At 68.9% G+C, this 21,052-nt stretch carries 19 protein-coding genes and 1 pseudogene; 11 read left to right on the forward strand and 9 right to left on the reverse strand.

The features are described from left to right. Positions 1-408 (reverse strand): annotated as a pseudogene (locus tag ON33_RS16895) (signal recognition particle-docking protein FtsY); the annotation flags it as partial. A 217-nt stretch (positions 409-625) separates the two neighbouring features. Between ON33_RS16895 and ON33_RS16900 the strand changes: the two are divergent. Further along, the gene (locus ON33_RS16900; protein WP_040859945.1) at positions 626-1,015 is read left to right on the forward strand and encodes a DUF2237 family protein; all 390 of its coding nucleotides are present in this window, start codon (positions 626-628) and stop codon (positions 1,013-1,015) included. A gap of 32 nt (positions 1,016-1,047) precedes the next feature. On the opposite strand, the gene ON33_RS16905 is transcribed toward ON33_RS16900, so the two are convergent. Both ON33_RS16905 and ON33_RS16910 read right to left on the reverse strand, forming a co-directional pair. Then, positions 1,048-1,953, reverse strand: a complete 906-nt coding sequence (locus ON33_RS16905; protein WP_157184575.1) for a hypothetical protein — start codon at positions 1,951-1,953, stop codon at positions 1,048-1,050. Between the two features lie 173 nt (positions 1,954-2,126). Further along, positions 2,127-2,933, reverse strand: coding sequence for a TetR/AcrR family transcriptional regulator (locus ON33_RS16910; RefSeq protein WP_245550563.1), 807 nt, complete (start codon positions 2,931-2,933; stop codon positions 2,127-2,129). Positions 2,934-3,072: 139 nt separating this feature from the next. Between ON33_RS16910 and ON33_RS16915 the strand changes: the two genes are divergently transcribed. Further along, positions 3,073-3,948, forward strand: coding sequence for an NmrA family NAD(P)-binding protein (locus ON33_RS16915; protein ID WP_245550564.1), 876 nt, complete (start codon positions 3,073-3,075; stop codon positions 3,946-3,948). A 54-nt stretch (positions 3,949-4,002) separates the two neighbouring features. Here ON33_RS16915 and ON33_RS44020 read toward each other — a convergent pair whose 3' ends face one another. Together ON33_RS44020 and smc are read right to left on the reverse strand one after the other, a co-directional pair. Further along, positions 4,003-4,653: an HAD family acid phosphatase gene (locus ON33_RS44020; protein ID WP_083869033.1), complete on the reverse strand. Its 651-nt coding sequence runs from the start codon at positions 4,651-4,653 to the stop codon at positions 4,003-4,005. 104 nt (positions 4,654-4,757) lie between these two features. Beyond that, positions 4,758-8,363 (reverse strand): chromosome segregation protein SMC, encoded by a 3,606-nt coding sequence (gene smc / locus ON33_RS16925; protein WP_040859947.1) that lies wholly within the window; start codon positions 8,361-8,363, stop codon positions 4,758-4,760. A gap of 94 nt (positions 8,364-8,457) precedes the next feature. On the opposite strand from smc, the gene ON33_RS16930 reads away from it, so the two are divergent. Next, complete coding sequence (locus ON33_RS16930) at positions 8,458-8,976, forward strand: helix-turn-helix domain-containing protein (protein ID WP_051152379.1); 519 nt, start codon at positions 8,458-8,460, stop codon at positions 8,974-8,976. Between the two features lie 70 nt (positions 8,977-9,046). On the opposite strand, the gene ON33_RS16935 is transcribed toward ON33_RS16930, so the two are convergent. Both ON33_RS16935 and ON33_RS16940 read right to left on the reverse strand, forming a co-directional pair. After that, entirely contained in the window at positions 9,047-9,949 is a 903-nt protein-coding gene (locus ON33_RS16935) for an Rpn family recombination-promoting nuclease/putative transposase (protein WP_040859948.1), read from the reverse strand. A 200-nt stretch (positions 9,950-10,149) separates the two neighbouring features. Beyond that, positions 10,150-10,629 carry a DUF1707 SHOCT-like domain-containing protein gene (locus ON33_RS16940; protein WP_245550565.1) on the reverse strand — a complete coding sequence of 160 codons (480 nt, stop codon included), beginning with the start codon at positions 10,627-10,629 and terminating at the stop codon, positions 10,150-10,152. Between the two features lie 120 nt (positions 10,630-10,749). On the opposite strand from ON33_RS16940, the gene ON33_RS16945 reads away from it, so the two are divergent. Further along, entirely contained in the window at positions 10,750-11,982 is a 1,233-nt protein-coding gene (locus tag ON33_RS16945; RefSeq protein ID WP_040859950.1) for an acyl-CoA dehydrogenase family protein, read from the forward strand. Between the two features lie 2 nt (positions 11,983-11,984). Then, a complete protein-coding gene (locus tag ON33_RS16950; protein ID WP_040859951.1) occupies positions 11,985-13,109 on the forward strand; it encodes an acyl-CoA dehydrogenase family protein in 1,125 nt (374 codons plus the stop codon). A 123-nt stretch (positions 13,110-13,232) separates the two neighbouring features. On the opposite strand, the gene ON33_RS41310 is transcribed toward ON33_RS16950, so the two are convergent. Then, positions 13,233-13,412 (reverse strand): hypothetical protein, encoded by a 180-nt coding sequence (locus ON33_RS41310; RefSeq protein ID WP_157184576.1) that lies wholly within the window; start codon positions 13,410-13,412, stop codon positions 13,233-13,235. A 230-nt stretch (positions 13,413-13,642) separates the two neighbouring features. Between ON33_RS41310 and ON33_RS16955 the strand changes: the two genes are divergently transcribed. The 5 genes from ON33_RS16955 (at position 13,643) to ON33_RS16975 (ending at position 19,141) form a co-directional block, all read left to right on the forward strand. Next, positions 13,643-14,083 (forward strand): carboxymuconolactone decarboxylase family protein, encoded by a 441-nt coding sequence (locus tag ON33_RS16955; RefSeq protein ID WP_040859952.1) that lies wholly within the window; start codon positions 13,643-13,645, stop codon positions 14,081-14,083. 87 nt (positions 14,084-14,170) lie between these two features. Further along, positions 14,171-14,956 carry a metallophosphoesterase family protein gene (locus tag ON33_RS16960; protein ID WP_051152393.1) on the forward strand — a complete coding sequence of 262 codons (786 nt, stop codon included), beginning with the start codon at positions 14,171-14,173 and terminating at the stop codon, positions 14,954-14,956. Positions 14,957-15,133: 177 nt separating this feature from the next. Continuing rightward, positions 15,134-15,577, forward strand: coding sequence for a CBS domain-containing protein (locus tag ON33_RS16965; RefSeq protein WP_040860008.1), 444 nt, complete (start codon positions 15,134-15,136; stop codon positions 15,575-15,577). A gap of 37 nt (positions 15,578-15,614) precedes the next feature. Further along, positions 15,615-16,907, forward strand: coding sequence for an ArsB/NhaD family transporter (locus ON33_RS16970; RefSeq protein WP_040859953.1), 1,293 nt, complete (start codon positions 15,615-15,617; stop codon positions 16,905-16,907). Positions 16,908-16,990: 83 nt separating this feature from the next. Continuing rightward, positions 16,991-19,141 (forward strand): acyltransferase family protein, encoded by a 2,151-nt coding sequence (locus ON33_RS16975; RefSeq protein WP_040859954.1) that lies wholly within the window; start codon positions 16,991-16,993, stop codon positions 19,139-19,141. 127 nt (positions 19,142-19,268) lie between these two features. Here the strand turns inward: ON33_RS16975 and ON33_RS16980 are convergent, their stop codons facing one another. Next, positions 19,269-20,090, reverse strand: a complete 822-nt coding sequence (locus ON33_RS16980) for an SDR family NAD(P)-dependent oxidoreductase (protein ID WP_040860009.1) — start codon at positions 20,088-20,090, stop codon at positions 19,269-19,271. Positions 20,091-20,735: 645 nt separating this feature from the next. On the opposite strand from ON33_RS16980, the gene ON33_RS16985 reads away from it, so the two are divergent. Further along, entirely contained in the window at positions 20,736-21,050 is a 315-nt protein-coding gene (locus tag ON33_RS16985) for a WXG100 family type VII secretion target (RefSeq protein ID WP_157184577.1), read from the forward strand. The last annotated feature ends 2 nt before the right edge of the window (positions 21,051-21,052 follow it).

Raw genomic sequence — 21,052 nt, forward strand, 5'->3', positions numbered from 1 at the left:
GGATTCAGCGGGCGTGACGGGCGCGGTGGCCGGGGCGGGCTCGGGGCCCTGGACCGGCTCGGGGAGGCGGACATTGGTGATGCTCCGTTTGGCGGCGTCGCGCGGGATCGCGGCGTCGTCGCCGACGTGCGGCTGGCCCTCGTCGTCGGTGCGCTCGGGCGGGAGCGGCACCGGTTCGGGTGTGGCCTCGGGCGCCTTCTCGCGCTCGGCGGCGGCGCTGCCCTGGCTGAAGTTGAATCCGCTCGAGGCCTGATATCCGCCCGACCGGTCGGTCACCTCCTTGGTCTCGGTGACCTCCTCGGTCAGTGAGATCCGGCGGCGCTTGTTCAGGGCGTAGCCGGCGACCAGCGCCACGAGCAGCACCGCCGCGATCGCGGCGATGAGAATCCACAGTTCAGCAGTCGTCACACCCCCATCCTTTCAGAGGCTCCGGTATTACCGGATTCACACACCTACCGACGCGTCGGAAGGCAGTGTCATGTATCACACCGCTGTGCCGCGCAGTGCGTAGACACGCCGGGGTCGGGCTCGAAGAATGCCAGCAGCTACCAACCGGTCTGCTCGAGAACGTGCCACAGTGCGGAAGGAGCGGCGAATGCGACACCGAGACAATAGGATCGGCGACGTGACCGATCGAAATGTGCTTGGGGGACCGCTGGAGGAGTGTGGCACCGATCCTCTCACCGGCTTCTACCGGGACGGATGCTGCAGCACCGGTCCCGAGGATTTGGGTAGCCACACCGTCTGCACCGTGGTGACAGCGGAATTCCTGGAGCACCAGAAGTCGATCGGCAACGACCTCATGACTCCGCGGCCCGAGAACAACTTCCCGGGCCTGCAACCGGGCGACAGATGGTGTGTGGTGGCCGTGCGCTGGCTACACGCTCACGAGGACGGGGTGGCCGCGCCGGTGGTGCTGGCCGCGACCCATGAGAACGCCCTCGAGGTGGTGCCCATGGAGACCCTGCGCAAGTACGCCGTCGACGTCCCCGACGACGTCAGCGACCTGCTCTGACGAACCCGGCCACCGGCGGCCGCGCTGACCGCTCAGCCGCCGGTGTGCAACCCGCTGTCGCTGTTCTTGCGCAGTAAGGCCTCTGTGGCGCTGCGCAATTCGATGCGGGCCGCGCACAGCTGTGGGTCCGAGGCGAAGGCCACCCGGTCAGCGCCGGCGTGCAGCGGGCCGTTGAGCACCTGCAGGGTGATGGAACCGGCGATGGCGCCGAAGAACAGCGCGATCAGCGCGGGGCGCTCACCGGCCAGGCCGAGGGCGAGCGCGGCCTGGCCGCCGAAGACGGCCGCGGTGGCGGCCGACAGCACCAGCGAGTGCGTCATGTCGGCGCGCAGCCCCTCGCCCTCGTCGTAGGCGTCCACCACCGCGACGCCCAGGCCCAGCACCACCAGGTCGGCCGCGATCACCGACAGCATGGCGGTGCGCGGCAGGACATTGAGCCCCAACAGGATCAGGGCCGCGCTGAGCCCGAGCAGCAGCGCGCCGATGGTGAGCAGGCCGCCCGCCGACCGCCGCGAATCCTCGGACCATTCGGCGTGCTGACCGAGCATCCCCAGCATGGTGCCGAGCAGGGCCAGCAGGGTGAGCGCGCCGAGCAGGTATCCGGCGGGCAGGAAGCCGCCCGCGGCGGGCATTGCCAGCAGCGCGCACAGCGGCAGCAGCCCGACCCGCCACCAGCGGTCCACCCGCTCGACGGCGCCGAGCGGCAGCAGGCGCACGAAGGCCCCACTGAAGGCCAGCACCGGCGCGCACACGAGCACGATCCGCGGGCCGTCGAACCAGGCGCTCCCCCCGGCCAGCCGATCCGCGACCACGGCCGCGGCGAACGCGAGCAGCCCGATGGCAGCTCTGCGTAACAACGGCTTTCGCGGATCCCGCGCCAGAAGATACAAACCGAGCCACCATGCGACACCGAACGTCGCGGCCGACACCCAAACCACGCAGGGAGCGTACTTCCCCACCGGCCCGTTGCGGGTCCATACGAAGACGCCGGATTTGGCCTTCTACCAGTATTTTTCGCCCCGGAAGCCGCCTCGTCACACCTTCGCATCCGTTCGGACACACCCAGGTCACGAAGTGCCCCAACGGCTTTCGGGAGGGGCCGGTTAGGGGCTCATGCGGGGGTGGCGTGCCGCCGGCGGTGGGCCTTCTGACGGCAGGCGGGTGAACAGTAGCGGGCGGGGCGGCCGGTGCCGGTCGGACGGATCGGGCCGGCGCAGATCGGGCAGTGGGGCGTTTCGTGACGAGTGGTGGTTTCGTCACGGGACGTGGGCGGGTTCCGGAGTTTCGTTACGGTGCCGGGCACGGACCGGGCGCGCATGGTTTCCAGGACCAGGGCGGCGGGCCGGGACAGTTCGGGGCCGGGGGTGAGCCGTTGGATCGCAACACATCCGGTGAACAGGGCCAGCACGTCGGAGAGCGCGAGATCGGGCCGCACCGCGCCGGATCGCTGCGCGGCGACCAGGAGATCGTCGAGGGCGGTGTGGAAGCGCGCCCCGGCGTCCTGCACCAGTTCGCGCGGCCAGCCGTCATTGCCGACCAGGTCGCAGACGGCCTGGTTGCGATGGGAGGAGGTGACGACCTCGGTGCAGAAGGCGAAGAAGGCCCGGCCGGGGTCCGGCGCCTCGCGCAGGCGGTGGGCGAGGCCGGTGAGGCGGTCGATGCGCTGCTGCATGACCGCCTCCAGCAGTGCGGCTTTGGTGGGGAAATGCCGGTACACGGTGCCCGCGCCGACGCCCGCGCGGCGCGCCACCTCGGCCAGTGAAACCGAGACGCCGTCCTCGGCCATGACGCGCTGCGCCGCGGCCAGCACCAGGGCGCGATTGCGGCGCGCGTCGGCGCGGGTGTTCGGGGCGGGCTGGTCGCCGGGGACGTCGCGGGGCCGCATCGGCGCTTCCTGCGGACGGTTCGGCACGGACATTTCGTTACACGGGTCCTTTCCGGTGGTGGCCAAGGGAAACGGGCGGTTCTAGCGTCCGTATTCGGGTCGACCGACCCGAATACTACCGAACGAACGGGTGACGATGTCTTCTCGTAATGATGCTTCCAGGAGTGATCTGGTGCTGGTGACGGGTGCGACCGGCAAGCAGGGCGGGGCCACCGCCCGCCGGTTGCTCGCCACCGGTCACGCGGTGCGGGCGCTGGTGCGTGATCCGGAATCGCCTGCGGCGCAGGAACTCGCGGCGGCGGGCGCGGAGCTGGCCGTCGGCGATTTCGACGCTCCCGAGACTCTCGCCCCGGCGCTGTCCGGAGTGGGCGCGGCCTTGCTGGTGCCACCGGCGACGTTCGGCCCGCACGGGTGGGACACCGAACTGGAGGTCGAGCGCGGTACCCGCTTCATCGAGGCTGCGCGCGCCGCGGGGGTGGGGTTCGTCGTGTTCACCACGGTCGCCTCCTATACCGAGGACGGCAAGTGGGGTGCGCAGGGCAAGCGGCGGGTGGAGGACGCGCTGCGGTCCAGCGGCCTGCACTGGACGATCCTGCGCCCGGCCCGCTTCATGGAGAACTACTTCATGCGGGGCTTCCCGGTGGACGGCATCAACGATGGCGTGCACAAGCATCTGTTCCCGGCGGACCGGCCGGTGCAGTCCATCGCGCTCGACGATATCGCCGTGTTCGCGCAGCTGGCGTTCGAGGATCCGGCCGGATTCCACGGCCGGGTAATGGAATTGGCGGGTGATGCTCTGTCCATGCCGGAGGCGGCCGCCGCGATCACGGCCGCGACCGGGCACCCGGTGCGCTATCTGGAGGCCACCGCGGCGGAGGCCGACGCCATGGGCACCGAGGTCGGGGTGGTCTGGCGGTTGTCGCGCGAGGGCCAGGGCTGGCACGCCGACATTCCGGCGCTGCGCGAAATCCATCCTGGCTTGCGGACTTTCGACATGTGGCTGGCCGAAACCGGTGCGGCGCGGTTGAAGTCGCTGCTGGAGGCGTGAGAACCGGGGCGAGGAAACGAGAGTCTCCTCGCCCCGGTCACCGACCCCGGCCGGTCACTGCAATGCGCCGTTGTAGTCGGGCAGTTTGAAGGTCTGCTGGGCGTGGCCGCCGGACAGGTCGGAGGCGCTGTTGCCGATATCGGCGACAATGGTGTAGCCCTGGGCCTCGATGGACGCACGGGTGGCGGTCTTGTAGTCGGCGAGGGCGCCCGCGCCGCTGGAGCCGGTGGTGAGGCCGCCGCCGTAGAGTCCGTCCACCGGGTAGCCGACGGTGGTCAGGTTGATCTGGGTATAGAGGTTCATGAGCGCGGGCCGGCCGGTCACGAAGATGATGGACGCGCCTTGGCTTTTCGCCCACTTCGCCAGGGTCAGGATCGGCGCGATGGCGGGGACGATGGGGCCCGGATGGTAGGTCGTCTCGAGCACGGTGTTGTCGATGTCGAAGACGATGGCGGGCTTGGTGGCGCCGGGCAGCGCGGTGGTGAGGTAGGTCTGCGCGGCGTTCGCGACCGTGGTGACGTCGCTGATCCAGGTGCTGTAGGGCGGCAGGTTGCCGGTGCCCGAACCGGACAGCGAGCCGGTACCCGAGCCGGAGGCGGAGCCGGATCCGAGGGCGGAGGAGCCGGAGTCGGCGAGGGCGACCGGGAGCGGGGCGACCAGGCCGACGGCGATGCCGGCGGCCAGTACGGCGATGGAGCGTCTCATGGGGCCGGACGCTAGCGCCTCCCCCGTGCGACGCGCAGGCGTTTCACTTTGCCCCGCACCGCGATCCCGCTCACCGGGACGGCGGCGTCCCGGCCGTCACCGCGTCACGGCGCGGTGCCGACCAGATTCTCCCCGCGCATGCGCTGTGAGATCACCTGGGTGATGCCGTCACCGCGCATGCTGACGCCGTAGAGCGCGTCGGCGATCTCCATGGTCGGCTTCTGGTGGGTGATGACGATGAGCTGGCTCTTCTCGCGCAGCTGCTCGAACAGGCCGATGAGCCGGCGCAGGTTGGTGTCGTCCAGCGCCGCCTCGACCTCGTCCATGACATAGAACGGGGAGGGGCGGGCCCGGAAGATCGACACCAGGAAAGCCACTGCGGCCAGGGACTTCTCGCCACCGGAGAGCAGCGAGAGCCGCTTGACCTTCTTGCCCGGCGGGCGGGCCTCGACCTCGACGCCGGTGGTCAGCATGTCGCTGGGATCGGTGAGCAGCAGCCGCCCCTCACCGCCGGGGAACAGGCGGCCGAAGACGCCGGTGAATTCGCGCTCGACGTCCTCGTAGGCCTCGGTGAAGACCTGCAGGATGCGCTCGTCCACCTCGGCGACCACGTCGAGCAGGTCCTGGCGGGCCTTCTTGACGTCCTCGAGCTGGGTATTGAGGAAGGTGTAGCGCTCCTCGAGGGCCGCGAACTCCTCCAGCGCCAGGGGATTCACCTTGCCGAGAGTGGTGAGGTCCTTCTCGGCGCGCTTGGCGCGGCGCTCCTGGGTAGCGCGGTCGTAGGGCATCGGCTGGGGTTCGCTGACCGCTTCGCCGCGGTCGCGGGCCTGCTCGTACTCCATCATCTCCAGCGCGGTGGGCGGCATGGGGACGTCCGGGCCGTATTCGGCGACCAGGTCGTCGAGACTGATGCCGAACTGTTCGGAGATGGTGGTCTCGACCTGTTCGATGCGCAGCGCGGCCTGGGCGCGGGCGACCTCGTCACGGTGCACGGTGTCGGTGAGCTGGGCGAGCTGGGTGGTGAGGGCGCGGGACCGCTCCTTGGTCTGCTCCACCTGAGCCGCGAATTCGCTACGGCGGCGGACCAATTCGTCGCGGCGGGCGGAGGCCTGGGCGACGACCTGTTCGAGTTCGGCGGCCACCCGCTCCGCGGATTCGGCGACCACGGCGGCGACGCCGGCGGCCTGACGGCGGGCGGCCTGGGCGCGTTCGGCGCGGGCACGGGTCTCGCGTTCGGCGCGGGCGGCGCGGCGCAGCGAATCTGCTTTGCCGCGAACCGATTCCGCGCGTTCCTCGGCGGTGCGGACGGCCAGGCGGGCCTCGACCTCCATGGTGCGAGCCTCGGCGAGGGCGGCGGCGGCCTCCTCGCGGGCGTAGCCGGCGGTCTCGGTGCCGGCGGCCTCCGGATCCATCTCGGCCTGTTCGAGTTCGGCGTTGCGCAGCCGGTCCTCGAGTTCGGCCAGTTTGGAAAGCGTGTCCTCGCGGCCGGTTTCGGCGTCGTCGCGCTGGGCCAGCAGGCGATCGCATTCGCGCTGGGCGGTGCGGGCGGCCTGGCCGAGGCGGCCCAGGCGGTCATAGATGGCGACCAGGGCCTGATCGGATTCGTGCAGGGCGAGCAGGGCGTGGTCGACCGCTTCCTTGCGGTCGGACTGTTCGGCCAGCGCGCCCGCGAGCGCCGCCTCGAGTTCCTCGGCCTGACGCTGCCAGGACGCCAGTTCGTCCTGGGCGGAATCGATGTCGGCCTGTACCTCGAGCTGACTGGGGGCGCGGTCGGAGCCGCCGAGCAGCCAGCCGCTGCCGGTGAGGTCGCCGTCGCGGGTGACCACGCGCAGTTCCGGGCGCTCGGCGACGACCTGGGCGGCCGTGGCGAGATCGTCGGTGACCGCGATGCCGACGGTGAGGGCGGCGATGGCGCCGCGCAGATCGGCGGGGCAGTCCACCACCTCGGTGAGCCAGCGCGCGCCGGCCGGCAGTCGCGAATCCGCCTGTGCCACCGGGTGATCGGCGGCGTAGACGAGGGCGGCGCGGCCGCCGTCGGACTCCTTGAGGGCGCGCACGGCGGCGTGCGCGGCGGGGCCGGTGTCGGCGGCGACGGCGTCGGCCAGCGGGCCCAGGGCGGCGGCGACCGCGGATTCGAATCCGCCGTGCACCCGGATCAGGCCGGACAGCGGGCCGAGCAGGCCGTCGGTGCGGTGCTCGAGCAGCCAGGCCGCGCCGTCCTTGCGGCGCAGGCCCATGGTGAGGGCCTCGATGCGGGCGGTCAGCGAGGCGACGCGCTTTCCGGCCTCGCGGTCCTTCTCGCGCAGTTCGGTGACGCGCTGGTCGGCCAGGGCAAGGGCCTGGGCGGCATGCTCGTAGGCGTGATCGAGGCCCTCCTCACCCGCGTCGAGTTCGCTCAGTTCGCTCTGGACGGCCTCGAATTCGGCATTGGCGTCCTCACCGCGGCGGCGGGCCTCGGCGATGCCGGTGGACATGCGGGCGATCTCGCCGTCCACCGACTGGGCCCGAATGCGCAGCGTGTCGACCTGGCCGGACAGGCGGGCCAGGCCCTCGCGGCGGTCGGCGATGGCGCGGACGGCGGCGAGGTGGGCCTGTTCGGCCGCCTTGGCGGCCTGTTCGCGTTCGTAGAGTTGTTCGCGGGCGGATTCCAGGGTCTCGGTGGCGATTTCGACCGCTTCCCGCAGTTCGGCCTCTTCGGCCTCGACCCGATCCGCCTCGCGCTCCAGCTGTTCGGGGTCGCGGCCGGCGCCGGCGGGTTGCTCGATGGTGAGGTTGCGGGCACGGTCGCGGGCAATGCGGATAGTGGCATTGACGCGTTCGGTGAGGGCGGAGAGCTGGAACCAGGTCTGGGCGGCCGCCTCGGCGCTGGGGGTGAGCTTGGACAGCTCGAATTCCTGCTGGGCCAGAGCGGCATTGGCGGCGTCCAGCTCGGCCTGCATATTGACCTGCCGCTCGCGCGCGTAGGCCTCCTTGCTCTGCTGGCTCTCCAGTTCGCGGCGGCGGCTCACCAGATCGTCGGCGGCCAGCCGCAATCGGGCGTCCCGCAGTTCGGACTGGACGGTCGCGGCGCGGCGGGCCACCTCGGCCTGCCGGCCCAGCGGCTTCAACTGTCTGCGCAATTCGGTGGTGAGGTCGGTGAGGCGGGCCAGATTCGCCTGCATGGCGTCCAGCTTGCGGACCGCCTTCTCCTTGCGCCGGCGGTGCTTGAGCACGCCCGCGGCCTCCTCGATGAAGGCCCGCCGATCCTCCGGCCGCGACTCCAGGATCGCCGACAACTGGCCCTGACCGACGATGACGTGCATCTCCCGGCCGATGCCGGAGTCGGAGAGCAGCTCCTGGACATCCATGAGCCGGCAGGAGTTTCCGTTGATCTCGTACTCGCCCGCGCCATCGCGGAACATGCGGCGGGTGATCGACACCTCGGAGTAGTCGATGGGCAGGACACCGTCGGAGTTGTCGATGGTCAGCGTGACTTCGGCACGACCGAGCGGGGCGCGACCCGCGGTACCGGCGAAGATGACGTCCTGCATCTTCCCGCCCCGCAGCGCCTTCGCGCCCTGCTCACCCATCACCCAGGTGAGCGCGTCGACGACGTTCGATTTCCCCGACCCATTGGGCCCGACCACACAGGTGATCCCCGGTTCGAATCGCAACGTCGTCGCGGACGCGAAGGACTTGAACCCCTTCAGCGTCAGACTCTTCAGGTGCACAGCGGCCCAGACTACCCGGTTCCCCAGGATTGCTCCGAGTATGCCGGACCCGAAGACTGGAGTCTCCACCAAGGGGAAGCACCAAGGTTGACGCATGGACGACGAAACGCTCTACACGATCGGGGCGCTGGCCGAACGCACCGGCCTGACGGTCACGACCATTCGCTTCTACTCCGACAAAGGGATCGTTCCGGCGACCATGTACAGCCCCGGCGGTTACCGGCGGTACGACATCGAGGACGTGGCGCGCCTGGAACTGGTACGCACCCTGCGCGAACTGGGCATGGACCTGGCGACCGTGCGGCGCGTGCTGTCCCGCGAAACCTCCCTGACCGAGGTCGCGACCGCGCACGTCGAGGCGGTGGACGTACAGATCCGCGTACTGCGGCTCCGGCGCGCGGTGGCCAACCGGGGATCGGATGACACCTTCACCAAGCCGGACGACCGCAATCTCCGAGAATGGATCCTGAACCGCCTGGAAATCGCCAACGGCCCACGCGTAGAACGCTATTGGCACCTGGTGGCCACCATCAACGCCTGGCCCGCGCTCCCCGACCTGACCCGAATCTTCGACTGGTTCGCCACCGCGCTCCGCACCCAACTCGCCCTGTAGTCAAGGCACCGAGAGCTCGTTCCGCGAGCCGCTCAGTGTGCAGCGAATCCCAAATGGGAAGTGCTGCACACTAATCCTCGAACACCGCGTCGATACTGCCCGCTGTCAGAACCCGCGCACTCCACACCCGCAACCGCTCCGGGGTCGCGGAACGGACCGTGGCGACAGTCTCGGCGGTCAACGTCCCGAACTTCTCCGACAGCTGCTCGATCAGAGCCTGCGCGCGCCATTTCGCTTCGCCCCTCGCCTCACCTTCCGCGCGGCCTTTCGCGCGGCCTTCGGCGCGGAGTCGGTCCGCTGTCGTCATGATGACCTCCCTGGCCTGGGGTCCGAGTTGTCCGATGACGGATCCGAGATCGGATTCACTGATTTCGCCGACAATGAGAATGTACGTCAGCGCGCACACCAATTGCGCCTTGCCGCCCGACGCAGCCAGCATCGCACCGAAGTCATCGAGCAGGAGCGTCAGATCCTTGTCGAGATGACGGTTTCCCTGGGCCCTCTTCAACAGCACGAACATCACGCGGGCCTCGGGAGTCAGCTTCCGCGCGAGGAGGGCGGGCACGTCTACCGCGGCAAGATCGTCGAGGAGGAAGCGGAGGCTCGGGAGGTAATCGCCGAGCGCCGTGCGAGTGCCTGGGTCGATGCTGATCAGGTCGGCGAGCTCGGTCGGTTTGTTCCAACGGCGTCCGTTGGGGCTGGCGTGTACAACCACGGGGATCACCACTGGCAGGGTGTCGGCCTTGGGGTGGTCGTCGATGTAGTGGTTCCAGATGCGGACCATGTACTCCAGCATTCGGAAGGGCATCAGTGGGTGGGGTTGGCTTTGGTGCTCGACCAGGACGTAGATGAAGGCGTCGTGGCACGCCAGGCGGGTGCGGAACAGGAGGTCGCTGAAGCGGGAACGGAGCTCTGGGGTGACGAAGCTGCAGGGCTGCCTTTCCAAGGCGTCCCAGTCCACGAGCACGGACACGGCCGGGGGAGTACCGCCCGCAACTCTCCGGCAGCGTTCGCGGGCTTGGCCAGGACGTGCCGGAAGTAGGCGTCGTGCGGATTATTCGGCGGGTCAGCCATATTCAGGCAACCTACGCCGCATCCACTCCCCGGCAATCGGTTTCATGGCGACTCGCCATTTGACACGCGGCGAAGTCACGCCCTGACGAGCACTCGGGGTCAGCGGGTGCGGTAGCGGTTCCAGGCGGCGGATTCCCAGCCCATGACGACGCGGAAGACCAGGACCGCTCCCCAGGGGGCGATGACCCAGATGGGCCAGGGGTAGGTGAATTCGCCTGCGGTGAGGGAGATTGCGGCCCAGATGACGAGGCAGAGGAGGCTGACGCCGAGCCAGGCGCTGCCTTCGATCCGCTGCCAGATGGGGAAGCGGGTGCCAGAGATCGTCTGGGCCGCACCGGTCTCGGGGAGGTCGGGGAGGTCCTGGAGGACCAGGTGAAGGTGCTCGCGGGTGGCCGTCGAGTAGACCTGGGTCAGCCGCTCGTTGTATTCGGCCAGGTCGAGGCGCCCGTCGGCGAGGTGGCGGCCGAGGAGGTCGGCAATCTGGGCGCGTTCGGCGTCGGAGGCGCGGGTGCCGGTGGTGATGTCCATGTCGATCCTCTCGGTCGGACGCTGCCACATGCTCCACAGTGGAATATGCATCAAGGATAAACCTCCACATTGGAATGTCAAGGGATCCAAGTGAAGGCAGGTGCCAGCACATTTGCCAGCAGGGGTGATGCGATGAGATGGTTAGTGCCAGTTCTCGGACAAGGAGTCATCGTGGACCTCGACTGGTCGCCTGCCGATCTGGCGTTTCGTGATGAAGTGCGCAGCTTCCTCGACGAAAAGTTAACCGAAGATCTTCGCCGCGCGGGACGGTTGGCGACCAGCGTCTACCCGGACCACGAGGCCAGCATGCGCTGGCAGGCGATCCTGCACGAGCGCGGCTGGGCCGCCCCGGCATGGCCGGTCAAGTACGGCGGATGCGACTGGAGCCTGACCCAGCACTACATCTTCGGCCGCGAATGCACCCTGGCCGGCGCACCGAGCCTGTCCCCCATGGGAATTCGCATGGTCTCGCACGCCATCATGGCCTTCGGCACCCAGGAGCAGAAGGACTTCTTCCTGCCCGGCATCCTCACCGGCGAAGTGTTCTTCTGCCAGGGCTATTCGGAGCCCGAGTCCGGCTCGGACCTGGCCTCGCTGACCATGGCCGCGGTGCCCGACGGCACCGACCTGGTGGTCACCGGCTCCAAGATCTGGACCACCCACGCCACCGAGGCCAACTGGATCTTCGCCCTGGTCCGCACCTCCAAGCAGGCCAAGAAGCAACAGGGCATCACCTTCGTGCTCATCGACATGCGCACCCCGGGCATCGAGATCCGCCCGCTGGTCATGACCTCGGGCGAGCAGGTGCAGAACCAGGTCTTCTTCGACCAGGTCCGGGTACCGCAGGCGAATGTGCTGGGCCAGATCGACGACGGCTGGACCGTCGCCAAGTTCCTGCTCAACTTCGAGCGCGGCGGCGGCGCGGTGGCCCCCGCGCTGCAGGTCATGGCCGAGGAGCTGGCGCAGGCCGCGATCGAGCAGGTCGGCCCGAACGGCGGCGCGCTCATCGACGATCCCGCCTTCGCCGCCAAACTGGCCGATGCCCGCCTGCGCGCGGACGTGCTGGAGATCCTCGAATACCGCACCCTCGCACTGGTTTCCAGCGGCAAGGACCCGGGCCCGGCCGCGTCCACCCTCAAGATCCTGGGTACCGAGCTGAGCCAGGCGCTCACCGAACTGGCGCTGGAGGCCGCCGGTCCGCACGGTCGCGCCTATCAGCCGCACGCCACCATGCCCGGCGGCCCGATCGCCGACTACATCCCGCCCGCCGACGGTTTCGTCGCCGGCGCGGACTGGCAGGCGGTCGCCCCGCTGCGGTACTTCAACGACCGCGCCGGCTCGATCTACGCCGGCAGCAACGAGATTCAGCGCAACATCATCGCCAAAGCCACCCTGGGACTGTAGCCATGGACTTCTCTTTCACCGCCGAACAAGAACTGCTCCGCGACACCGTCACCGAGTTCCTCGCGGCGCGCTATCCGCTCGAACCCAGCCGCGCGGCGGCGCGGACCGGGGCCGGCTGGCAGCCGGAGGTCTGGCGCGGACTGGCCGAGGAGGTCGGGATTCTCGGGGCGAGCCTGCCGGAGTCGGTGGGCGGCATCGGGGGCGGCCCGGTCGAGACCATGATCATCGCCGAGGCGCTGGGCGCCGCGCTGGTGCTGGAACCGTACGTGGACACCGTGGTGGTGGGCGGCGGCCTGCTGCGGCGCAGCACCGGCAAGCGGGCCGAGGATCTGCTGGCGGGCATCGCCGCGGGCGAGGTCGTCACCGGATTCGCCGCGCTGGAACCGCGATCCGGCTACGACTACGCCGCGGTCGCGACCACCGCGGTCCGGGACGGCGACGATTGGGTGCTGACCGGTGAGAAGTCGGTGGTGACCGCCGCGCCGCTGGCCACCCACCTGCTGGTGACCGCGCGGTTGGCGGACGAAACCGCGCTGTTCGTGGTCGATTTCGACGCCGCCGACCCGCCCGCCGGGCTGACCGTGCGCTCGTACCGCACCATCGACGAGCGCCAGGCCGCCGACCTGACCTTCGAGGGCCTGCGGGTGCCCGCCGACGCCCTGCTGCTCGCGGACGCGGGCGAGGCCGTCGCCGCCGCCGTGGACGAGGGCATTGGCGCGGTGTGCGCGGAGGCGGTCGGGGCGATGCGCAAGGTGCTCGCCGACACCGTCGCCTACACCAAGCAGCGCCAGCAGTTCGGCGTCCCGATCTCGAGCTTCCAGGCCCTGCAGCACCGCATGGTGGATATGCTGCTGGAGCTCGAACAGGCCGTGGCCGCAACGTATCTGGTGACGCTGAAGCTGGACGCCCCCGCGCCCGAGCGGGCCCGCGCCGCCGCGGCCGCCAAGGCCACCATCGGCCGCGCCGCCCGCCGGATCGGCCAGGAGTCGGTGCAGCTGCACGGCGCCATGGGTATGACCGAGGAGCTGGCCATCGGCCACTTCTTCAAGCGCCTGACGGCCGTGCAGTACGAGTTCGGCACGACCGACCGACACATCGCCCGCTATGCCGCAATGACGCGGCCGTAGCGGTTCCCGCGCACCGGCTCCAGGGGTGGTCCCGGTGTCGGGCCGGGTTCCGGTGGATCGCCTGGGGGATCCACCGGAACCCGGTCTTCGCGCAGGCGGTCCGGCGACCGCTGATCCCCTGATCTACCTCCGATACCGCTGGTCCACACCGGCGGGTATCCGTCCGGCATCACGGCGTCCGGACCGGGGCGCGGCGGCGGCGCCACGCGCCGACCCTCGCACCGCGAGCACGATAACCAGCGCCAATGCGGGTCCGGTGACGAAACACAGCAGACCCAGCGCGATCAGTAGAACTGTTCCCACGTGCGGATTATTGTCCGCCGCGCCGCATTTCGCACAATTACGGCAAACACCACCCTCTGGACCGAACGACCCGACCGGTCCGATGTGAGGCGATTCGAGTACCCGCCGGTAACCGTGGCCGCGGGCATCGCCATCCTGGTGTGATCAAGGACACAGCGCACTGCCCGTCACGTCCGCGGGACCTGTCTCGTCCTCGGTGTGGATACGAAACCAGCGGAAAGGACGACACCATGTCGCGTTTGGCCATGCAGGAGGCAGCCCCCGAGGTCTACCAGGCCTGGATCGCCGCCGAGACCGCGATCCGTCGCGGCCTCCTCGACGCCACCGTGCGGGAACTGGTCAAGATACGGGTCTCGCAGATCAACGGCTGCCTGTTCTGCATCGACATGCACTCCACCGAGGCCCGCAAGGAGGGCGAGACCGAGCGGCGGCTCTGGCACCTCAACGCCTGGCGCGAGTCCGCGCTGTTCACTCCGGCCGAGCAGGCCGCACTGGAGTACGCCGAGGCCGCAACGGAACTCGGCCCGCACGGGGTGAGCGACGAGATCTGGGCGGGCGTGGAGAAGCACTTCGACGAGGGGCAGCGGGCGGGTCTGGTCGCGGTGACCGCGCAGATCAACCTGTGGAACCGGTTGGGCGTCCCGCTGCGGCTGGAGCCCCTGGGCGAGTAGGCGCGTGGCCGCCGACGGCCCGCACAGCCGACGGCCACGGCCCGAATAGCGTTGACAGCCAAGAAGGTTCTGTGGCTGGCTGACGGTATGGGCCGTGGCAATGGCAAGAACGGAGAGATCCGGGACCCGGACGGCGAATCCGGGCACGTCCGGATCGCGGCGGTGGGCGATCTGCACATGCGCGAGAGCATGCGCGGCCGATTCCGCCCCGCCCTGCTGGAGCTGGGCGCCCGCGCGGACGTGCTGCTGCTGGCCGGTGATCTGACCAATGGCGGCACCCTGCGCGACACCGACGCCCTGTGCGCGGAGATCGCCGATCTCCCTGTCCCGGTCGTCGCCGTGCTGGGCAATCACGATCACGATCGCCGGCTCGGCTTCCGGATCTCGGTGCGGCTCAGCGAGATCGGCGTCCACATGCTCGACGGCACCGCGATCACCCTGCCCGTCAACGGGATTCGCCTGGGCATCGCCGGGGTCATGGGCGGTAGCGGCGGCTTCCCCGGCCACCCGGGCAACCCGTCCGAGGGCAGTGTCGAACACCGCGCCCGCTTCCGCCGCGGCCCCGTCGACGCCACCCGCCTGCGCGCCGCCCTGGCATCACTGGACGCCGACATCCGCGTCGCCCTCATGCACTTCTCCCCCGTCGTCGACACCCTGGTCGGCGAGCCTCCGAAGATCTACCCGGGCCTGGGCTGCCACGAGCTCGCCGAGGCGGTGGACGCGGCCGGTACCTCGCTGGCCGTCCACGGCCATGCCCACAGTGGCACCGAGTTCGGCCGCACCATGGCGGGCGTCGAAGTCCGCAATGTCTCCTACCCGGTCATTCGGGCCGCGTACCGGACGTATGAGCTGAAACCTCCGGACTCGCGATGAACCCGTTCGCGGTACCCTTTACGAAATCTGTGCTCACGGCGTGCCGGGAAGTCTGGTCGGCCGGTCCGAAACCTCGGGCCGCACGGTCCGACCTGGGAGTTTCGATGCGGCATCTGTTTTCGATCTTGACGTATTCTGCTGCCGTGAATGCTCGGCTATCCGTCGTATCCTGCACATATGCATGCCGCTCAGATGGCCGAGGAATATCCGGTGATCGATTTGGACTCCGACGCGATCGACGCGGCGAAGTTGCTCGCGGAGCATCGACTGCCCGGGATTCTGGTGACCGACGCCAACGGCAAGCCACATTCGGTGCTGCCGGCCTCGCAGGTGGCGCTGTTCATCGTGCCGACGTATGTGCAGGACGATCCGTCGCTGGCGGGGGTGCTCAACGAGTCCATGTGCGGGCAGGTGGTGAAACGGTTGCGGGGCAAGAAGGTCCGGGATGTGATTCCGGAGCGGCTCACCAAGATTCCCGCGGCCAAGGCAGACGACAATATCGTCGAGGTCGCGGCGCTGATGGCGAAGTACAAGTCACCGCTGGTCGCGGTGCAGGACGGCGACCGGCTGCTCGGCGTGATCACGTCCTCGCGGCTGCTGGAAGTGGCGCTGGCGAACTGAGCCCGCCGGGGCGTTCGCGGCATGCGCGGCGGACGCCGTGACCGTCGCCATCGCCATCGCGGTTTTCACCGTCGCGTATGTCCTGATCGCCTCCGAGCGGGTGCACAAGACCATTGCCGCGCTCGTCGGTGGCGGCGTGGTCATCGCCCTCGGCATCGTCGACTCCGACGACGTCTTCTACTCGCACGAGACCGGCATCGACTGGAATGTCATCTACCTGCTGCTCGGGATGATGATCATCGTCGGCGTACTGCGGCAGACCGGCGTCTTCGAGTACGCCGCCATCTGGGCGGCCAAGCGCGCCAAGGGATCCGCGCTGCGGGTGATGATCCTGCTGGTGCTCATCACCGCCACCGCGTCGGGCTTCCTGGACAATGTCACCACCGTGCTGCTCATCGCACCGGTCACGCTGCTGGTGTGCGAGCGCCTGGAGGTGCCGCCGGTGCCGTTCCTCATCGCCGAGGTGCTGGCCTCCAATATCGGTGGCGCGGCCACGCTCGTCGGCGACCCGCCCAACATCATCATCGGCAGCCGGGGCGGGTTGTCGTTCAACGACTTCTTCCTGAATCTGACGCCGATCGTGCTCCTCACGCTGGCCGTGTTCACACTGCTGCTGCCGCGACTGTTCAAGGGCTCCTTCGAGGTCCATCCCGAGCGGGCCGCCGACATCATGCAGTTGAACGAGCGGGAGGCGATTCGCGATCCGAAGCTGCTGATCAAGTGCGGAATCGTGCTGGCCATGGTCTTCGCGGGATTCTTCGGGCGCCCCGTCTTCCATCTCGAGCCCGCGCTGGTGGCATTGCTCGGCGCGGGTGCGCTGGTGCTGATTTCCGGTCTGCCGCAACGGGATTACCTGTCCGCGGTGGAATGGGAGACGCTGCTGTTCTTCGCGGGTCTGTTCGTGATGATCGGGGCGCTGGTGAAAACCGGGGTGATCGCGCGTTTGGCGAAATTCGCGACCGAACTCACCGGCGGTGACGCGCTCGTGGCAACCATGCTGATACTCGCGGTCTCGGCGGTGCTGTCGGGTGTCATCGACAACATCCCGTACGTGGCGACCATGAGCCCGCTGGTGGCCGAGCTGGTGGCACACGTCGATCATCCGGTCCAGGCGAATGCCCTGTGGTGGGCGCTGGCGCTGGGCGCGGATTTCGGCGGCAACCTCACAGCAGTCGGGGCCAGTGCGAATGTGGTGATGCTCGGGATCGCGCGGCGGTCGGACCATCCGATCTCGTTCTGGGAATTCACCCGCAAGGGCATTCCGGTGACCGCGGTCACGATTGCGATGGCCGCGCCCTATCTGTGGCTGCGCTATTTCGCATTCGCCTGACCAGCCGGAAAGGCCACAAGATAGACATCTTCTGTGTGGCGATTGGTAATTTGCTCGACACCTGAACGACAATGGCAGCCGCCATGTCCATATCCAGCACCGATCACCCGACCGCGCCGGGCAGCGACCGACAGGACGCACCGGTTGCTCCGACCAGGCCAGGGGCCTACCGACTCGATCTGGACGGGCTGCGCGGTGTAGCTATCGCGCTGGTGGTCGCCTTCCACATCTGGGCCGGACGCGTCTCCGGCGGCGTGGACGTGTTCCTGGTGCTCTCCGGCTTCTTCTTCACCGGCATGCTCGTGCGCCGCGCCGACAGCGGATCGGTGGGCGTCCTGAGCACGATCCGGCGCACGCTGCGCCGGCTGCTGCCCGCCATGGTGGTGGTGCTGGCGGCGGTGGTGGCCGCGACGGTGGTACTGCTCCCCCACACCCGCTGGTCGAATATCGCGGGCCAGACGCTGGCCTCGCTGTTCTACTACCAGAACTGGTATCTGGCGTTGTCGTGGTCGGACTATCTGGCCGCGGATCCCTCGGTGAGCCCGCTGCAGCATCTGTGGTCGATGTCGGTGCAGGGGCAGATGTATCTCGTTCTGCTGCTGACGGTCGCGGGCGTGGCCTGGACGCTGCGGCGCGCGATCCGGGCGGGGGCGTGGAAACTGGCCTCCGGGTACCCGTTTCTGCGCCGGGCGGGCGAGGACGGCGTACTGCGGCTGACGCTCGCGATCATTTTCGGCGTCGCCGCCATCGTCTCGTTCTGCTATGCGACCGAAGGGGTTTCGACCCAGCAGGGCTGGAACTACTACGACACCTTCGCCCGTGCGTGGGAACCCCTCGCGGGCGGTCTGCTCGCCCTCGCGGCGCCGTTGATCCGGCTGCCCCGGCCGACGCGGGAAGTGTTCGCCTGGAGCGGAATCGCGGCCATCGCCTGCTGCGGCTGGATGGTGAACGGGTCACTGGTCTTCCCCGGTCCGGCCGCGCTGATTCCGGTGCTGGCCACGACCGCACTGATTCTCGCGGGCGCGGGCCGCGACACCGCCGGTCAGCCGCTGGTGAATCGGGCGCTGGCGACCGGGCCGGTGGTGCGGCTCGGCGGGTTCGCGTACGCGCTGTACCTGTGGCACTGGCCGATGCTCATCTTCTATCTGGGTGAACAGCATCAGCGCCGGGCCGGGTGGCTGGGCGGGCTGGTCATCATCCTGATCTCGCTGGTGCTGGCGTTCGTGACCCACCATCTCGTCGAGGAGCCGCTACGCCTGCGCTCACGGCCGGCCACGACGCCCGCGCTCGGCCGCGTGCTGGCCGGGGTGGCGGTGTCGACGGTCGGGGTGCTGCTGCTCGGGTCGACCCTGGCCTGGCAGTGGAGCATGGGCGCGAAGGCGCACGCGGTCGGCGAACTGGATCCCGCCAAGTACCCTGGCGCGGCGGCTCTCACCGATCACGCGCTGGTGCCGCGCGCTCCGATGCGCCCCACCACCGAGGAAGCTCCCGCCGATATCGCCTACCCGACCCGGGACGGCTGCATCTCCGACTTCGACACCCGCGCGGTCACCACCTGCGCCTACGGTGACCGCGACGCGCACCGCACCCTCGCGGTGGTCGGCAATTCGCATGCCGAGCACTGGATTCCGGCCCTGCAGATCCTGGGCGAGCAGTACCGGTTCCGGGTCGTCGTCTATTTGAAGATGGGCTGCCCGCTGACGGTGGCCGAGGAGCCCATGTACAAGGGCCAGCACAATCCGGACTGCCGGGACTGGTCGGCCGAGGTGATCGACCGGCTCGGCGTGGAGCGACCCGACTACGTCTTCACCACCGCGACCCGCCCCAGCGACAATGGCGGCGACGAGACACCGCAGGACTACCTCGACGTCTGGTCCGCGCTGTCGGACCGCGGCCTGCAGCTCATCGGCATCCGCGACACGCCGTGGTTGCGCCGCAACGGCATTCGCTACCGGGCCATCGACTGTCTGGCCGGCGGCGGCGACCGCCTCAGCTGCGGCCTCCCCCGCAGCGAGGCCCTCAATGCGGAGAATCCGGCCGCGGCCCCCGCCGCCGCGTTCCCGAACATGCACCTCATCGACCCCAACGACGCGGTGTGCGAGCCCGACGTCTGCCCGGTCGTGGAGGGCAATATCCTCATCTACCACGACGAACACCACCTCACCGCAAGCTACGCCCGCTCCCTGGCCCCGGAACTGGGCCGCGAACTCCAGCCCATCCTCGACTGGTGGTGACCCGAGCGGCGTGTCCGGAAACCCGGTGAGTGTCTGCCGGATTGATCCGCTCAGCGCTGCCGGAGGACGGCGCCGACGTCGCGCACGCAGGCATCGAAGGAGTAGTCCGCCGTTGTTATTCCTCTCGTCAGCTGATTTCGGTGAGCTGGGTGGTGAGCTTGGCCAGGCGGGCGCGAGCCGTCGCATTGCCGACCAGCGCGGCGGGCACGGTGGGCTCGAGGCCGGTGTAGTAGGTGCCGGTGCTGACTCGACGTGCGGGTTCGCAGAGTTGGGCGAGTTCGGCGGCGACCTCAGCGGCAGAGCGGCCGACCAGGCCGTAGAGCGGGAGCATCCCGGTCCGGATATTGCCCGGATCGACGCTGAGGGCGGTCAGCCGCCCGGCGTGCTCCTCGGCGAAGGTCCGGGTGAACATGGTCAGCGCGAGCTTGGACTGGGAATAGACCGGCAGCGGCAGGTAGTAGCCCTTCTTCCGGTCCAGATCGCCCCAGCCGATGGTGCCGCCGCGGTGCCGATCCGAGGACACGTTCACCACCCGGCCGCCGGCGGCGCCGAGGGCGGGCACGAGCGCCTTCGTCAACACGTACGGCGCTAGATAGTTGACCTGGAAGGTGATTTCGTTGCCGTCGCCGGTGAGTGAACGGCGTTCCGGCCCACGGATCGCGGCATTGTTCACCAGCAGGTCCAGGGACGGGATCGTGCGGGTCAGCGCGCCCGCGAGGGCGGCCACCTCGTCCATGCGCGAGAAGTCGGCCGTCAACATCCGCAACCGCATGGGTTCGGCGCCGGCCTTGATCAGTTCCTCCAGCGCAAGGTCACCGGAGGACGGGTCGGGCGCATGCACGATCACGGTGGCGCCGCCGTCGACCAGGCGGCGGGCCAGCTCCAATCCGAGACCGCTGGTGGCCCCGGTGACGAGCGCGGTACGGGAAGCGAAGGGAGAGTCGGACATTTCCATCCATTCGTAGAATGCGCGGCAGGACCCCGGGTTTCGCGCACTCGCGCGTACGGAATGCCCTACCGGGCGATGGGAAGTGACGCCGAGCGACAGCTCGCATCACGAGAGAGAATTCGGCCGGACAACCGAGAATGATCGGATTCGACCGTCAGGCGAGGCGGAAACCGCGCGACGGCGGCTCGTCCTCTCCGCCGAAGCCGAAGCGCTCCAACGAGGTCGGCGGCTCCGAGCGAACAGGCGACAACCCGGGGAGCCCGGTCACACCGGCGCCCGTCCACGAGACACGAGCATTCGTGCGCATGTCAGCCATGCCTTCCATCAGAACCGTCGCCGATACTGCGAGGCAAGTTCACCGGCCCGTATTGACGAGAAATTTCCGGGCAAGCCCTCGATGCTGCCGAACCGCTCGGGCACCATGTCGGGATGAACCCGGTGCGCGCGAACGGATCGCGCTGAGGGTGCGCACGGACAACGACTCGCCGTGAGGGACGCCGAGTGAGAAGCCTTCCCGCCGAAAAGAATTCGTCAAGAGTTCACGCTTTCCCCGTCAGGACCACGTTAATTCGGCCACCGGTGCGTTCTCGGCGACGGTTTCGCATGCCACTGTCGAAATCCGTTCGAGGAGTGGAGGGAGCGCGGGTGGCGCCCAAGGTTGGTGTGACGCCGGAACAGCTACGCGGGGCCGCCGGGCAGATGGCGGACCTGCGGGACCGGGTGGACGAAATTCTCGCCAGGCTGGAGAAGTCGCTGTCGGCCAAGGGAACCGCTTGGGGCGGTGATGGATACGGCAGCGCCTTCGCCGATGGAGATCAGGGCTACCTCGCCGCGCACAAGAACCTCAGCGAGGGCATCGGCAATACCGCCGAGACGCTCGACTCCTATGCCGAGGGCCAGAACCAGGCCGCGGATCTGCTGGCGCACACCGACAAACGGAACGGGAACTCCTTCCGGTAGCG

Origin of the sequence: Nocardia niigatensis NBRC 100131 (assembly GCF_000308655.1) — a bacterium.
Lineage (GTDB): Bacteria > Actinomycetota > Actinomycetes > Mycobacteriales > Mycobacteriaceae > Nocardia > Nocardia niigatensis.